This is a genomic window from Exiguobacterium sp. s95 (assembly GCF_018618655.1).
GTDB lineage: Bacteria > Bacillota > Bacilli > Exiguobacteriales > Exiguobacteriaceae > Exiguobacterium_A > Exiguobacterium_A oxidotolerans.
The window spans coordinates 15,911-32,386 of sequence record NZ_JACSMM010000007.1; the positions used below are offsets into that span (position 1 = coordinate 15,911).

Annotated in this window: 14 protein-coding genes; 8 read left to right on the forward strand and 6 right to left on the reverse strand. The window is 48.9% G+C overall.

The genetic code is table 11. The annotated features are described in order from the left end of the window. Positions 1–67 precede the first annotated feature (67 nt). Positions 68–2,203 carry a (Fe-S)-binding protein gene (locus KNP99_RS11365; protein ID WP_214805718.1) on the reverse strand — a complete coding sequence of 712 codons (2,136 nt, stop codon included), beginning with the start codon at positions 2,201–2,203 and terminating at the stop codon, positions 68–70. A gap of 202 nt (positions 2,204–2,405) precedes the next feature. On the opposite strand from KNP99_RS11365, the gene KNP99_RS11370 reads away from it, so the two are divergent. Further along, positions 2,406–2,750: a DUF2628 domain-containing protein gene (locus tag KNP99_RS11370; RefSeq protein ID WP_215193241.1), complete on the forward strand. Its 345-nt coding sequence runs from the start codon at positions 2,406–2,408 to the stop codon at positions 2,748–2,750. A gap of 87 nt (positions 2,751–2,837) precedes the next feature. Here KNP99_RS11370 and KNP99_RS11375 read toward each other — a convergent pair whose 3' ends face one another. The 5 genes from KNP99_RS11375 to KNP99_RS11395 all read right to left on the reverse strand — a co-directional run bounded on the left by KNP99_RS11375 (position 2,838) and on the right by KNP99_RS11395 (position 8,176). Next, entirely contained in the window at positions 2,838–3,881 is a 1,044-nt protein-coding gene (locus tag KNP99_RS11375; RefSeq protein WP_214767718.1) for a zinc-binding dehydrogenase, read from the reverse strand. 21 nt (positions 3,882–3,902) lie between these two features. Then, on the reverse strand, positions 3,903–5,222 hold the full coding sequence (locus KNP99_RS11380) for an APC family permease (protein WP_214767716.1): 1,320 nt from the start codon (positions 5,220–5,222) through the stop codon (positions 3,903–3,905). A 182-nt stretch (positions 5,223–5,404) separates the two neighbouring features. After that, complete coding sequence (locus KNP99_RS11385) at positions 5,405–5,824, reverse strand: hypothetical protein (protein ID WP_088836113.1); 420 nt, start codon at positions 5,822–5,824, stop codon at positions 5,405–5,407. After that, a complete protein-coding gene (locus KNP99_RS11390) occupies positions 5,814–6,236 on the reverse strand; it encodes a YwiB family protein (protein WP_239456799.1) in 423 nt (140 codons plus the stop codon). The genes KNP99_RS11385 and KNP99_RS11390 overlap by 11 nt, the downstream gene beginning before the upstream one ends. A gap of 239 nt (positions 6,237–6,475) precedes the next feature. Further along, positions 6,476–8,176 carry a glycoside hydrolase family 13 protein gene (locus KNP99_RS11395; protein ID WP_214767714.1) on the reverse strand — a complete coding sequence of 567 codons (1,701 nt, stop codon included), beginning with the start codon at positions 8,174–8,176 and terminating at the stop codon, positions 6,476–6,478. Between the two features lie 361 nt (positions 8,177–8,537). Between KNP99_RS11395 and KNP99_RS11400 the strand changes: the two genes are divergently transcribed. From KNP99_RS11400 to KNP99_RS11430, 7 genes are all read left to right on the forward strand, one after another. Next, entirely contained in the window at positions 8,538–9,977 is a 1,440-nt protein-coding gene (locus KNP99_RS11400) for an NAD-dependent succinate-semialdehyde dehydrogenase (RefSeq protein WP_088836111.1), read from the forward strand. Next, positions 9,974–11,599: an acetolactate synthase large subunit gene (locus tag KNP99_RS11405; protein WP_215193242.1), complete on the forward strand. Its 1,626-nt coding sequence runs from the start codon at positions 9,974–9,976 to the stop codon at positions 11,597–11,599. Before KNP99_RS11400 ends, KNP99_RS11405 begins: the two co-directional genes overlap by 4 nt. Before the next feature lie 4 nt (positions 11,600–11,603). Beyond that, positions 11,604–11,930: a bacillithiol system redox-active protein YtxJ gene (gene ytxJ, locus KNP99_RS11410; protein ID WP_029332401.1), complete on the forward strand. Its 327-nt coding sequence runs from the start codon at positions 11,604–11,606 to the stop codon at positions 11,928–11,930. 226 nt (positions 11,931–12,156) lie between these two features. After that, positions 12,157–13,689, forward strand: a complete 1,533-nt coding sequence (locus KNP99_RS11415) for a DHA2 family efflux MFS transporter permease subunit (RefSeq protein WP_088836109.1) — start codon at positions 12,157–12,159, stop codon at positions 13,687–13,689. A 128-nt stretch (positions 13,690–13,817) separates the two neighbouring features. Next, positions 13,818–14,114: a metal-sensitive transcriptional regulator gene (locus KNP99_RS11420; protein ID WP_088836108.1), complete on the forward strand. Its 297-nt coding sequence runs from the start codon at positions 13,818–13,820 to the stop codon at positions 14,112–14,114. A 12-nt stretch (positions 14,115–14,126) separates the two neighbouring features. Continuing rightward, complete coding sequence (locus KNP99_RS11425) at positions 14,127–16,259, forward strand: heavy metal translocating P-type ATPase (RefSeq protein WP_214802819.1); 2,133 nt, start codon at positions 14,127–14,129, stop codon at positions 16,257–16,259. After that, a complete protein-coding gene (locus KNP99_RS11430; RefSeq protein WP_088836106.1) occupies positions 16,256–16,462 on the forward strand; it encodes a cation transporter in 207 nt (68 codons plus the stop codon). Before KNP99_RS11425 ends, KNP99_RS11430 begins: the two co-directional genes overlap by 4 nt. Positions 16,463–16,476 lie beyond the last annotated feature (14 nt).

The following is a 16,476-nucleotide window of genomic DNA, read 5'->3' on the forward strand; positions in this document are numbered from 1 at the left end:
AACATGTATTCACAAAAAAAGACCACTCGCCGGTCTTCCGTGACGAAGACGCGCAAGTGGTCATTACTCATACCGTAGCGATTGATTCTTTCATCGGTGTCCCGACGATTGAACGTTCGAGCAATTCGACGACGTCGTATGTTGCGACGGATTCATCGACTTCTTTTGCTTTCGTTCCATCGCTGAGCATCGTCAGACAGTATGGACAAGCAGAACCGATGACAGATGGTTGCACCGTCAACAGCTGTTCCGTCCGAGCGACGTTGACACGGGCTCCGACTTTTTCTTCTTGCCACATCATCCCGCCGCCTGCACCACAGCACATCCCTTTTTCCCGGTTCCGCTCCGTCTCGACGAGCGTGATTCCTGGAATTTTTTCAAGAATGTAACGGGGAGCGTCGTAGATGTCGTTGTACCGTCCGAGGTAACACGAGTCATGATAGACGACACGTTCTTTGACTTCATGCATCGGCGTGATCCGTTTGTCGTCAATCAAGCGCGCCAGTAACTCCGTATGGTGATAGACTTCGACGTCCGGACTGAGTCCGAAGTCCGGATATTCGTTTTTGAACGTGTTGTAGGCGTGCGGATCAATTGTGACGATTTTTTTGACACCATATTTTTCAAACGACTTGATGTTCGCTTCCGCAAGTTCTTGGAACAAAACTTCGTTCCCGATCCGGCGTGGCGTGTCACCCGAGTTCTTTTCATCATTTCCGAGAATCGCGAACGAGATGTTTGCTTCGTTCAGAATGCGGGCGAATGCCATCGCGATTTTTTGACTGCGGCTGTCATACGAGCCCATCGCACCGACCCAGAAGAGGTACTCGAATTCTTCACCAGCTTTTTTCTTTTCTTTCGCCGTTGGAACAACGAGTTCTTTGCGCGTTTTGCGCCAGTTTTCACGTTCTTTCCGGTTCATCCCCCATGGATTTCCTTGACGTTCGATGTTTGCCATCGTCCGTTGTATCTCCGGATCCATTTTTCCTTCCATCATGACGAGATGGCGACGTAAGTCGATGATCTTGTCGACATGTTCATTCATGACCGGGCATTGATCTTCACAGTTACGGCATGTCGTACATGCCCAGATTTCTTCTTCCGTGATGACATTGCCAATCAACGAATCGGGTACGATGTCCATTTGACCGGTTGCAGCAAGGGACGCAATCTGATTCCCTTGTGATCCGTCAAAGGCAAAGGCAGGTGCCCACGGTGATTTTTGTGTGATCGCTGCCGTCTTCATGTTGAGGTGATCCCGCAGCTTGACGATTAAGTCCATCGGCGACAGCATCTTCCCTGTTCCGCTCGCCGGGCACATATTCGTACAGCGTCCGCATTCGACGCAGGCATACAGATCGACCAATTGTTTTTGGTTGAAGTCTTCAATTTTATTGACCCCGAAACTAAATTCGGCATCGTCATCTTCCGCTTCTTCCATGACAGACAAGTCGATCGGTGCAAGGCGGCCGACTTTTGACGTCCGACCGAGCCAGACATTGGCCGTACCGGCGATTAAGTGGGCATGTTTGCCTTGCGGGATGTAGACCATGAAGCTGAGTAAGAACAGTAAATGGGCCCACCAGAAGAAGACGAACAGTCCGAATGCGACTTGTTCCGGTACCCAGCTGAACAAGAAGGCGATAGCAGACGCAACGGGTTCACCGAGTGTCGAATGATTTTCATAGACGAGGAAAAATCCGTTGCCGAATAAAACTGCGACCATCAATCCACCGATAAAGATTAAGGCGAGTCCTGCCATGAAGTTTCGTTTTAAGCGCACCAGTTTCTCGACATAGCGACGGTAGAATCCCCAAACGACCGCAACCAAGATGACGAGCATGACGATTTCCTGGAAGAACGTAAAGATTGGATAAAGTGGACCGAGTGGAATGTGTGGAAAACGTTGTCCGATTGCGAGTCCCTTCCAGATGAAATCAATCGCTCCGAACTGGACAAGTAAGAAGCCGTAGAACATCATGACGTGAATCGTCCCACTCTTTTTATCCTTAAGTAATTTCTTTTGTCCAAAGACGTTCACGAGTACCGAATTGAACCGTTCTTTATTCGTTATATCCCATTCCGCCTTTTTCCCCCGACGAATCGCTTCGTAACGGCTCTTGACGAGCGTCACGAATAGATAACCTGCATACCCGACGATGAGCAGGAAGGCAATCCAGTTAATCAGTAAAAATGTCCCCATGAAACAAGCCCCTTTCCCCCTAAAGCAGTTGTATTGAGATGAGTATAGCATATAATGAATGACTATTCATTCATTATTTTGATATTTTTGGTTACGGTTAAACATTGACTTTTCCTATTAAAATCTTAGTTCATTTTGAAATATAAGTCAGGTAAACTAAAAAAGCTGATTTATTTACATATTTAATAGGAGGTTTTTGGTTATGAAAGGGATTTTGCAACATCCGAGTGGTTTAGTAAAAGAAGTAAAAGCCGGTTTCTCATGGACGACGTTCTTTTTTGGGTTTTTCCCGGCGTTTTTCCGCGGTGATTTTAAATGGGGTTTGATTCAACTTGTTCTCGGTTTCATCGCAGCATTTGCGACAGCCGGCATCCTGAGTATCGTAATCAATATCGCGTTTGCTTTCCTATACAACAAGCTTTACATCAACGATTTAATCGAAAAAGGCTATCGCCCGATTGATCAGTCGTTCCAACAATCGTTATGCCAACGCGGCATCCACGCTAAACTCTTATCCGAAACAGAACGGACAGAAGCTGTATTTTGATCTTTCTTTTTAACACATACAAAAAACCGACAGCTTCTCACTTTCCAAGGAAGGTCAGAATCCGTCGGTTTTTTTGTATAAAGTTAATTATTCGCCCGTTGGCAACAAAACGATTTTCCCAAGCTTCCCCGCTTCCTTGAAATACGTCTGCGCTGCCCCCGCTTCCTCGAGCGGGAACGTCCGGTCGATGACCGGTTCGAGTTTCCCGGCGGCAATCGCTTCAAGCATCCGTCCGTATTCTGCGCGCGTTCCGAGAACAGAACCATACAGCGTCAAGTGCTTCAAGTAAACCGTCCGGAAGTCGAGCTGTGTCTGCTGACCCCCGGCTGAACCGGAGATACAGAACTTCCCGCCATTTTTTAAGACGGCGAGTGAGGTCGCGAATAACGCGTCTCCGACGACATCGAGGACGGCATCAATGGGTCCACCGTTCGCCGCTACAATATCATCTGCCAGCTGCTCTGATTTATACGAGAGGACATGTGTCGCCCCAAACTGTTTTAACTGGTCGCTTAGTGCAAGATCTCCGACAAGGGCGATGACGTTTGCCTGAAAGACACGTGCGGCAATTTGAACGTTCAGTGAACCGACACCACCATTCGCCCCGGTCACGAGTACCGTTTGTCCCGGTTCCAGTTGGAGCTGCTCGACCATGTGCCACGCCGTCAAACCACTGACGGAGAAGACGGCACTTTTCGTGTAGTCGTCAAGCGGCATATCGTAACAGAGTTCAGCCGGCCAGACGACGTAATCCGCGTAACCCCCGTCGTATTCCGAGCCGATAAACGACATATCCTGCGCGATATGCTCCGTTCCGTCCGGTCCGCTTGAGGTAAAGGGAAACAGGACGACGTCCCGCCCGATTTGTGTTTCTTCTACTCCCGTCCCGACTTTCACGATCCGTCCGCTAATATCAGAACCCGGGACGCGTGGAAACTGAACGCCTTCCGGTTTCCAACCCGATTTTGCGTCCGTCCCGTAGGCCCCTTCACGCATCCAAATTTCTGTATTGTTGATCGCGCACGCTTTGACTTGTACGAGTACTTCTCCTGGACCGGGCTCAGGAATCGGACGCTCGACGACGGCGAGCTGGTCCACGTCCCCGTATCCTCTGACTTCGACTGCTTTCATGATCATCTCTCCCTTTCAAACTCACTCTGATTTATCGTTTGACGCATCCTCTTCATCGACATGCTTCAAGAACAGCCGTTCACCAAAGAAGACGACGGCGATGACGATCAGTGACACGACGACGACGAGCCAATCACTTGAGGCTTTGACGTAGACGAAGGCACCAAGGACAATCGCGTCAAGGATGATTGCACTGATGACGATGAATGGATTAACGCTCAACTCTTTCCGAAGATGTTTCAGCACACCGACATGAATGATGATATCCATGACGAGATATAAAATCGCGCCCATCGAGGCGATGCGTGTCAAGTCGAACAGCACCGTTAAGACCATCGCAATGACGATCGTATAAACTAACGTATGCTTTTGCACCGACCCCGGCATCCCGAAGTGTCGGTGCGGAATCAACGTCATGTCCGTCAACATCGCGAGCATCCGTGAGACAGCAAAGACACTGGCAATGATTCCGGAAATCGTCGCGAGGAGCGCGATTGACACCGTGAACCAGACACCGGCGTCACCAAGTGCCGGACGTGCCGCTTCCGCCAGAACATAATCCTTCGCATCGATAATTTCTTGGAGCGATAGACTGCTTGACACCGAGAAGGCGAGCAAGAGGTAAACGACCAGACTGATTAAAATCGACACGATGATTGCGATGCCGACGTTGCGTTTCGGATTGACGATTTCAGACCCGCTGTTCGTAATCGTCGTAAACCCTTTAAACGATAAAATCGTTAAGGCGACTGCCGCAATATAGCCGGTGATTGTGACATCGGGTGCACTCCCCGTCGTCTCCGGGACGAATGAAAAGCCACCGATGGATAACGCAATAATCGCAAAGACGACGAGTGCCGCGACCTTCAAGACCGAGGCGACAAGTGAAAAGGATTGAATGAAGGCATTCCCTGCGATATTGACTAAAAAGGCGAAGACCAACAAACCGACACCAAGTAAGGGAACGAGATAGTCGGCTTGATCCCCCGGGAATAATTGCAGTAAGTATGTCCCGAACGTCCGGGCGACCAAGCTTTGATTGATGACCATCGACAAGGCCATCAGTAAGGCGGCACCTGCTGTAATCGTTCCTTTCCCGTACGCTTTGACGAGGAACATTCCGATTCCGCCGGCAGACGGAAAGGCATTGCTCAGTTTGATGTAGGAATAGGCACTGAATGCCGTCACGATTCCACCGATGATGAAGATGAACGGAAACCATGTCCCGGACAGTTCTGCGACTTGCCCAAGCAAGGCAAAGATTCCGGCACTAATCATGACGCCTGTTCCGAGTCCGATGGCTCCTGTTAACTTGATGCTGTCTTTCTTGTATTCTGCCATTTTCCCCACTCCTCTCTATTGCAATCATTACCCTGAAAATTCTTAGGTTTAAACAGCGATCGAGAAATAGCGTGTCTGCAAACAATTTTTTGAACACAAATAGAGAGGGGGGCATCAAAACCCACCTCTCTATTTCGTCATCACCTTTAACGTGGTAAAAAGCAATTCTGTCTAACCCGCCGTCATTCGAGACCTAACGCTTGCGGCAACTTGACTGCTTTTGTATACGCCGTCTGGTAATCTTTTTTCGCGACAGCTTGTTCGACTTGACGGAGCGCCGGGTGGTTTTCTTCTGCGAACGCACCGAGAATTGCGAGGTAGCGCTCGTAGACCGTTTCGTCCTCTTTTCGGGCGTGAAGTAACGCCGTATACAACATGACTGTATCTTCTCCGTACAGAACCGGCAATTCTTCATTGATTAACAACAATGAATCGATTGCGTCCGTCTCGACTTTCGGATTGTATTCCGTCATGACTTGTTCTGCGAGTGTCTCGAGCTGATCGCGCCACGCATTGTATTTATCCTCATCATTTTCCAACCACTCGAACCATTCCTCGTCGAGCATCTGTTCCATCTCTTTTACCGTTTGTTCAAACGCCATCTGTCTCACTCCGTTTCCATGTTAGTTCAATCGTATACGTTCCGACCGCCTGATGATTCATCATCAAGTCGTAGGTGAAGCGCATCTGTTGGTCGCGCATTTCAATCGTGTGGGTCTCCGTCTGCATCAACATCTGACCAAACTGACTTTCATATCCACTCTTTGTTTGTTGTCCTAAAATGAACACGTGGTGCATCGAGACAGGACCTTTACGGTTCAATGCAACTTGGTCATGCGACCATTTGATCGTCGTATCAATCGGTTGCTCGTCTTCTTGTACGAATTTTACCGCAAAACCGTCCTTCGTCTCGAATAGCATACCTTCTGCTTCGAGATCGACGGATTCACGCATCGCGTCATCTTGAATCGTCGTCACTTGCCGCAGCAGGACGGGATAACGTTTTGGTTTCACTTTTTATCACCTCATTGTCTAGCGTACACGATTTTTTCCTCATGCGCACGGTCGCAAACTGACAATCTACACAAAATAGCCTGACTCAAAAAGGATTCACTCTTTTCCAAATGTATCTTAGATATGTCTCAGAGCGTCAGGATCGAGATGAGGAGACATAGAAAATGCCAATGAACCCGTATCATAAACGGGATCATTGGCATTCGCTGCGTACAGGTCGGAACGTTCATCCCCGTTCCTTAACGTACCCGGTACAGACGTGCTTCGAATGGACGAAGCGCCAGTTCTGTTCCTTCGTGATAAGCCGTCACGTAGTTACCGAGAACGAGATTATCCGAATGGAGGATGATGTCCGTGTCGATGTCCGCTGCTTCACCTTTTAAGTTCGTGACGATTAAGAATTGTTCGTCACCGAGTGTCCGGGTGTAGGCGTAGACTTTTTCGTCGTCCGGTAAAATCAAATCATATTCTCCATAAATCAATGTTTCTTCTGCTTTACGAATTTGAATCATCCGTTTGTAGAAGTTAAGAATCGAATCTTCATCTGCTTGTTGCGACGCGACATTGATGTCAGCGTAGTTTGGATTGACACCGAACCATGGTGACTGCGTAGAGAAACCACCGTTTTGCTCATTCGTCCACTGCATCGGTGTCCGTGAGTTGTCACGCGATGAGTTCCAGATGACTTCCATGATTTCTTCATGTGTCTTCCCGGAGCCCAGTTGCATGTCGTACATGTTTTTCGTCGCGACGTCATCATAATCCGTAATGTCCGGGAATTGAACGTTCGTCATCCCGATTTCCTGCCCTTGGTAGATGAATGGTGTGCCTTGCATGAAGAAGTACATCATCGCAAGCGACTTCGCACTTTCCTTCCAGTACTGCTCTTCATCTCCCCAAAGTGAAACGGAACGGACCTTATCGTGATTTTCAAGATAGAGTGCATTCCAGCCCGTTTCTTCAAGACCTTTTTGCCACTTCGTCAAAACTTGTTTCAGTTTGACGACGTCGACACCTTTTTCTGCATCTGACCGCCATAAGTCCATATGCTCGAACTGAAAGACCATGTTCATTTTTCCGTTCTCTTCGCCGACCCAAAGATCTGCTTCTTCCGGTGTAACACCATTCGCTTCACCGACTGTCATGATGTCGTACTTCGAAAACGTTTCGTCTTTGAGTTCTTCCAAGTACTCGTGGATGCCCTCAACGTTCATGTGCATCTCAAACGATGGCACGTGTGGCATCCCGAGTGGATTCGGTAAATCGGCAAATGATTGGTCTTTATTGATGTGGCTGATGGCATCGATTCGGAAACCATCAATTCCTTTATCGAGCCACCAGTTAATCATCGTATAGATCGCTTGACGCATGTCTTTGTTTTGCCAATTCAAATCCGGTTGGCGACGCGAAAAGACGTGTAAGAAATATTGTTCTGTCTTTTCATCATATTCCCACGCGGATCCGCCGAAAATGCTTTCCCAGTTGTTCGGCTCCCCACCATTGACGGCATCTTTCCAGATGTACCAGTCGCGTTTCTCATTCTCTTTTGAAGAACGGGATTCTAGGAACCAAGGATGCTCATCTGATGTGTGGTTGACGACAAGATCGAGTAAGACTTTAATATCACGTTTGTGCGCTTCTTCCATTAAGAGGTTGAAGTCTGCCATCGTCCCGAACTCATCCATGATATCTTCGTAATCACTAATGTCATAACCATTGTCGTCATTTGGCGATTTAAACATCGGACAAATCCAAAGAACGTCGACACCTAAATCTTTCAAATAATCAAGTTTTGCGATGATACCCGGAATATCGCCGATTCCATCGTTGTTTGCGTCATAAAAGCTTCGTGGGTAGATTTGGTAAGCGACAGCTTCTTTCCACCAAGCTCGTGTTAAGGTTTTTTGGGCCGTTTCTGGGCGCGGTATCATTTGTGTCATCGTATATAAATCCTCTCATCGGTCTGTCTTAGTCCATTGATTTTTTTCATCATAATTGCTCATTTGTTATAAGGGTGATCGATTCATTTCTTTTAGCGCAATCGATTGCGCAAATACTCTACCTTCATCTTATCAAATACACATGCAATGTCAACGTTCCCGGTCTGTTTCCGGCACTTCAAAGTGATGACGTTTGTTAACAATATTTCAGTCATGCGTACATTACAGTTACTGAATTATCCTACACTCTTTATCGGTCGATTTCTAGCCTTTTGCATGAAGTTCTGTCGAAAGATGAATCTTTTTTTCCTCGTTCGGGTATATTCTTAACAATGCAAATAAAAAAGGGGGATTTTGTAAGATGGACGGACAATTTTTAATTGATGGAAAGTGGCTTGATCATAATCGTGAACGGACGGACGTCAAAAATCCCGCAACCGGGGAAGTCGTCGGGAGTGTCCCGAACGGAACGAAATCGGATGTCAATGACGCCGTCGAAGCGGCACGCGAGGCGTTTCCGGCTTGGTCGAAACGAAGTGTCTATGAACGGGCTGAACTGCTTGAGAAGCTTTACGAGAAGATGATTGAGAAAAAAGATGAACTCGCCCGCTTGATGACACTTGAAATGGGGAAACCGCTCGCAGAATCTGAAGGTGAGGTCCAGTATGCGGCAAACTTCGTCAAGTGGTTCGCTGAAGAAGGAAAACGTGCTTATGGACGCATCATTCCCTCGCACGATACGAACAAACGGCTTCATGTCATCACACAACCGGTCGGTGTCGTCGCTGCCATCACACCCTGGAATTTCCCTGCTGCGATGATTACACGGAAAATGGCACCGGCACTCGTTGCAGGCTGTACGTTTATCCTGAAGCCACCTACTGCGACACCACTGACTGCCCTGCGCCTGCTTGAACTTTGTCAGGAAGTCGGGATACCGGATGGCGTCGTCAATGCCGTCACAGGAAGCGGAAAAGAGCTTGGGGAATCGCTCGCAACGCATCCGCATATCGACAAAATCACATTTACAGGCTCAACAGAAGTGGGTCGGACATTGATGGCCCAAGGTGCTGAGACGATCAAAGCGATGTCACTCGAACTCGGCGGACACGCTCCGATTCTTGTTTTTGATGACTGTGACCTTGATCTCGCCGTCGCGGAAACGATCAAGTCGAAATTCCGTAATGGTGGACAAACGTGCGTCTGCGGGAACCGGATCTACGTCTCCGATTCAATCTATGATACGTTCGTCGAAAAACTGGGCGAAGCGACAGCGAAGCTCAAAACCGGGAACGGACTCGACGAAACAACGAACATCGGTCCGATGATCAATCAAGCCGGTTATGACAAAGTCAAAAAACACGTCGACAATGCGACGTCAGCCGGTGCCCGTATCGTCACAGGTGGGACTGGAACGACAGATGAAGAAAAAGATGTCTACTATTATGAAGCGACGGTCCTCGCCGATGTCACACCGCAAATGTTAATCATGAATGAAGAAACATTCGGTCCCGTTGCTCCCGTTCAACGTGTCAGCTCTGACGAAGAGGCCATTCGTTATGCAAACCAAACGCCGTTCGGTCTTGCATCTTACGTCTTTACGAATAACTATGCCCGCGCGATGCGGACGATTGAACAATTGAACTACGGCATCGTCGGTTGGAATGATGGTGTTCCCTCTGCCGCACAAGCACCATTCGGCGGTATGAAGCAGTCAGGAATCGGACGCGAAGGTGGATCGGAAGGTCTCGAAGCGTACCTTGAAACCAAATATGTTTCGATTGGAGGAATGGACGCATGAATGCGGCAGAACGGTTCGTCGCCTGCCTCGAAGCAGAAGGGGTCACGCACATCTTTGGCGTCCCGGGAGAAGAAAACATTACGTTACTCGACGCCATCAGTGAATCGGATATTACGTTCATCACGACACGCCATGAAACAAATGCTGCGTTTATGGCAGCGATGTTCGGTCGCTTAAGCGGTCGTGCCGGTGTTTGCTTATCGACGCTCGGACCAGGTGCGACGAACATGATGACGGGCATCGCAAGTGCAACGATGGACCACTCGCCTGTTGTCGCGATTACGGGACAAGGAGCGACATGGCGCCAGCACAAGGCATCCCATCAAATGTTCGATTTAGTCGAGATGTACCGACCGATCACGAAGTCGAGTACATCGGTCGTCTCAGGAGAAGTCATCCCGGAAATCGTGCGTCAAGCGTTCGCCCAGTCTTGTTGTGATAAGCCGGGTGCGACACATATTTCTTTTCCGGAAGATATTGCAAAGGCAGATGTCGATGCCAAGACACCACTTTTACGCGACAGTGAACCGGATACGTTACACCCGACATCCGTCAAAGACAGCGCGGTCTTAAAACAAATCGAACAAGCGGAACGGCCCGTCGTGATTGCCGGATTTGGAATCAACCGGAGCGAAGCGACCGCTGTGTTCCGAACGTTCGTTGAAAAGCTTGGAGCACCTGTTGTCGAGACGATGATGGGTAAAGGGGTCATCTCCTCGCAACATGCGCTCGCCGCCCATACAATCGGTTTACCGAATACCGACTACAATCAACGGATTCTTGACCAAAGCGATCTCATCATCGCCATCGGTTACGATATTACCGAGTTGCCGCCTTCGAAGTGGAATCCGGACCGGACACCTGTCATCCACATCGACACGAACCGGCATGAGATTGACCAGTATTATCCTGTCGTTGCGAACTTGGTTGGTCCGCTGTCTGATTCGTTACGTCTGTTAGCAAAAGCGATTCCGACGCGGGCCTGGGAAGGTTGGCAGGCGGACCGTGATACGTTGCGGCAAGAAATTCAAGCAACGTATTCGATGGCATTGCCCCTCCACCCTCAAAGTATCGTTCGTGCCCTCGAGAAGGCGACGGGTGAAGACGGCATGTTGTTCTCAGACGTCGGGGCCCATAAAGTTTGGCTCGGTCGTCATTTCCAAACGACGCGTCCTAATCAATTATTCATCTCCAACGGCTTTTCTTCGATGGGCTATGGTCTGTCGAGCGCGATTGCTGCAAAACTGCTGCACCCGGAGCGTCGGGTGCTCTGTGCTTCTGGTGATGGTGCATTCTTAATGAATGGTCAAGACCTCGAGACAGCAGTTCGTTTGAAACTCCCCATCACTGTCGTCATTTGGCGTGATGGCACGTACGGCTTGATTGAATGGAAACAACAGCAGGCTTATGGCCGGGCACCGTTTACAGAATTCGATAACCCTGATCTCGTCGAACTCGCGACGGCTTTCGGTGCACTCGGACTTCGTGTCGGAGAACACGGCAGTCTCTCAAACTGTCTCGAACAGGCTCAGAACAGTGACGGACCTGTTTTGATTGACTGTCCGGTCGATTACAGGGAAAATCTAAAGTTAAGCGAACGTCTACGGACGTATGGAGGATGATACTATGCCACAACTTAGAAAACTTCAATCGATTTCTGACTTTGATCAATTCGTTTCCGAACACGACTCGTTCGTGATTTGTAAACACAGTACGACCTGTCCAATCAGTGCCGCCGGTTTTTCTGAATACACGAAATTTGCTGACGCGACGTCAGTACCGACTGCCTACTTGCTCGTCCAAGAAGCACGGACGCTGTCGAATCACATCGCCGAACATTACAATGTTCGTCATGAATCACCACAAGTCATCTTCATCGAAAAAGGACGTGCGACTTGGTCCGCAGCTCATTATGACATTACAAATGATGCCCTAAACACGCATGTCGGCTGAGACCTTTCATCACTACTGACGGTTTACAAAAAACATCTTACTCTTTTTTAGAGTCGGGTGTTTTTTTACTTTCAACAAGCTTCAGAGCCATTCGTTCTTCATTAAAAATAAAATTACCTTTCTTAGTTATTAATGTTTGTATTTATCTTGAAATCAGATTAAGATATACAACAGATATAACGACCGTATAGAAATGTGTACCGTCAGTTCATTAAGGAGGAAAATCATGCAACACAAAAAAACTGCTTCTAATCGTCCCCCCTACGGTATCCTTTCCGTATTGATGATTGGAGCCTTCATCGCTTTTTTAAATAACACGTTACTTAACATCGCCCTTCCTTCGATCATGAAGGATCTCAACATCGAAACATCGACCGTCCAGTGGCTGTCGACTGGTTTCATGCTCGTCAACGGGATTTTAATTCCGACATCTGCTTTTCTGATTCAAAAATTTTCTGTTCGTCGTCTATTCATCCTCGCGATGACATTATTCTCACTCGGTACAATCCTTGCTGGGTTCGCAAGTGAATTCCCCGTCCTGTTGGCAGGACGAATGATTCAGGCTTCTGGTTCAGCAATCATGATGCCGCTCTTGATGAACGTCATGCTCGTCAGTTTCCCGATTGAAAAACGCGGGACGGCGATGGGCTTCTTCGGGCTCATTATGATGGGTGCACCCGCAATCGGACCGACTTTGTCAGGCTGGATCATCGAACACTATGATTGGCGGATGTTATTCCACTTCATCACACCAATCGCTTTAGTCGTTCTCGTTGCCGGAATCGTCTTACTCCGTGACGTCAAAGAACGGTCGGATGCTAAACTCGACTTCATGTCAGTTGTTTTATCCTCATTCGGTTTCGGTGGACTCCTATACGGGTTTAGTTCTGCCGGTTCTAAAGGGTGGGACAGCCCACACGTCACAATCGCGCTGACAATCGGTGTGATTGCGCTCGTTTCTTTCATCCTGCGTCAGTTACGGATGGAGCGTCCGATGTTGAACTTCAAAATTTATCAGTATCCGATGTTCGCTCTCTCATCTGCCATTTCAATCGTCGTCACGGTGGCGATGTTCTCCGGGATGCTGCTCTTACCGATCTACGTCCAAAATATCCGTGGCATTTCTCCACTCGATGCAGGGTTGATGTTACTACCGGGAGCCATCCTCATGGCAGTCATGTCACCGATCAACGGGAAGTTGTTCGATAAGATTGGCGGACGCCCACTCGCAATCACCGGTCTCTTCATCACTGTCGTCACGAGTTATTTCTTCAGTCAACTGAAGATGGACACGACGTATACACACTTAATCATCTTGTATTCACTCCGGATGTTCGGGATGTCGATGGTCATGATGCCCGTCTCGACAAACGGCTTAAACCAGTTACCGACGCGCTACTATCCGCACGGAACGGCAATGAACAATACGTTGCAGCAAGTATCCGGCGCCATCGGAACGGCATTACTCGTTACGATCATGTCGACGCATGCGAAGACACGTGGGACGGAACTTGCCGAAGAGGCCGCTAAAAACATGACAAGTCAACCGACAGCAGAGGCTGCTGCTGCGTTGAAACAACAAATCATGATGCAAGCGACACTGGACGGCATCAATTACGCCTTCCTCATTTCGACGTTCATTGCGGGTGTTGCGTTCATCCTTTCGTTCTTCATAAAACGAGCGACGCAAGCGGAAGATATCATCAGTGGTCGTTCGCGCAACGAACAAATCATCAAACCTCAAGTGTCTAATCAATAAGGTCCGACTGAATACGCCATCCCATTCGGGTGGCGTATTTTTTTAATCCTGCAAATCAATATACTTGTACCCCCTACCCCTATATGATACAGTGTAGACATCAACCACCAACAGAAAGAGGTGTTCCTATGCAACACGATCATCCACTCGTCCCCCGCTCTTCTGAAGAGCAGGACGCATTGACTAAACGTTTGAAGCGTATCGAAGGGCAAGTCCGTGGTATCGCCAACATGGTCGCTGAAGATCGGTATTGTATCGATATTTTGACACAGACGGCATCGATTCAAGCCGCTCTTCGTCAAGTCGAACTGCAAGTCATCGAACGTCATGTGAAGATGTGTATGCATGATGCAGCTACCGGACAGAAAGACACAGATCTTTATGTCGACGAACTGATGTCCGTCATCGCCCGACTCAAAAAGTAAGGAGGTATACGTATGTCAAAAACAATCGAATTGAACATCGAAGGCATGACATGCGCCGCCTGTTCAGCCCGAATCGAAAAAGTCCTGAACCGGATGGACGGTGTCGATGCGACGGTCAACTTACCACTCGAGACGGCGCGGATTGCAGTCCCCGACGAACTCGATGAACAAGCAATCATTGATAAAATCAAGAAGGTCGGTTACGGCGCGACCATTAAGTCGGCCCCTCATGAAACAGTGCAAGATCGGCGGATGCTCTATCGTTTTTTCATCGCCGCCTTGTTGTCGTTACCGCTCTTACTCAGTATGGTGTCGCACATTCCAAATAGTCCGGTCCATCTGACGTTCCTGATGAATCCGTGGCTCCAGTTCGCACTGGCTACACCCGTTCAATTCATTATCGGGGCGCCATTCTATGTCGGTGCCTATAAGAGTCTCCGGAGCGGTAGTGCCAACATGGATGTCCTCGTCGCACTTGGGACGTCTGCCGCTTACTTTTATTCGGTCGCAGAAATGCTCATCCATCCGGCAATGCCGAACCTTTATTTTGAAACAAGTGCCATCTTAATCACGCTCGTCCTTCTCGGTAAAGTACTCGAAGATCGGGCAAAACAACAAACAACCGGTGCAATCAAAAGTCTCTTGTCCCTGCAGGCAACGGATGCCGTCGTCCTCGACAATGGCACGGAACGAACTGTCGCGATTGATCAGATTCAACCAGGCATGCAGATCGTCGTCAAACCGGGACAGAAAATTCCGATGGACGGGATGATTTTATCCGGTGATGCCTATCTCGATGAATCGATGCTGACCGGTGAACCGCTTCCTGCGCATAAAGGTGCCGATGATACCGTCATTGGTGGAACCTTGAATACGAATGGGAATTTGTTGATTGAAGCAACGAAAGTCGGTCAGGAGACGATGCTTGCGAACATCATCCGCGTCGTTGAACAAGCGCAGACAGAAAAAGCGCCAATCCAACGACAAGCCGACCGGATTTCAGGCATCTTCGTGCCAATCGTCGTCGCCATCGCCCTCATCACACTTGGTGCCTGGTGGTTGACGACTGGATCATTCGCTGAAGCAATTCGTCCTGCAATCGCTGTTCTCGTCATCGCTTGTCCCTGTGCATTAGGACTCGCGACCCCGACATCGATCATGGTCGGAACGGGTAAAGGTGCTGAGCATGGTGTGCTTTTTAAAGGCGGTGCCCAGCTTGAATCGTTACAACATGTCGATGCCGTCGTTTTCGATAAAACAGGTACACTAACCGTCGGACGCCCTGTCGTCGTCGAGACGTTCGGGAACGAACAAGCACTCGACTTCGCAGCAGCCATCGAAAAAAAATCAGAGCATCCGCTCGCTCATGCCATCACGGAAGAACGTGATGTCGTGTTCGATATCGAACAGTTTCAAGTCGATGCCGGTCGTGGTGTCAGCGGGATGATTCTCGGTCGCAACATCCTGGTTGGTTCTGAACGAATGATGCGGGATCAACAGTTCGATGTCCCGGACTGGTCTTCTGCCGGCGCGACATTCGTCTATGTCGCCGTCGACGGGCACGTTGAAGCCGGTTATGCGATTCGCGATGAACTGAAGCCGACGACGAAACACGTCATCACTCAAATTCAACAGACAAAAGCAGTCTATCTCTTGACGGGTGACCGAAAAGACGTTGCCCTCAATCTAGCGACGGAACTCGGTATTCCAACAGACCATGTGTTTGCAGATGTCTTACCCATCGAAAAAGCCGATCACATCAAAGCCCTTCAAGATGCGGGACACCGCGTCGCCATGGTTGGTGACGGAATTAACGATGCGCCAGCGCTTGCGACGGCTGACGTCGGAATCGCTCTTGGTAGCGGGACGGATGTCGCCTTAGAAGCAGCTGACGTCACACTGCTTGGACACGATTTACAACAAGTCGCGACGGCGATTCGGTTGAGTGAACAGACGATGAAGAACATTCGCCAAAATCTCTTTTTCGCACTCGCCTATAATACGATCGGAATCCCCGTTGCTTTTCTCGGACTGCTCGCTCCGTGGCTCGCCGGAGCAGCGATGGCATTTAGCTCTGTTTCCGTCGTCACGAATGCGTTACGCTTAAAACGTACCCCACTCACTAAAGGAGGAACTCACTCATGAAAGAAACGACTTTAAACGTCATCGGTATGACATGTAACCACTGTAAAGCAAGTGTCGAATCAGCACTGAACGAACTGGACGGCGTCACAACGGCGACTGTTTCGCTCTCTGACAATTCAGTCACTGTCGTCCATGAGGATGTCACACAAGAACGTCTCGTCGAAACCATCGAAGAAATCGGCTATGACGTCGCGCCCGCTTAATTTTCTCAAGTCAA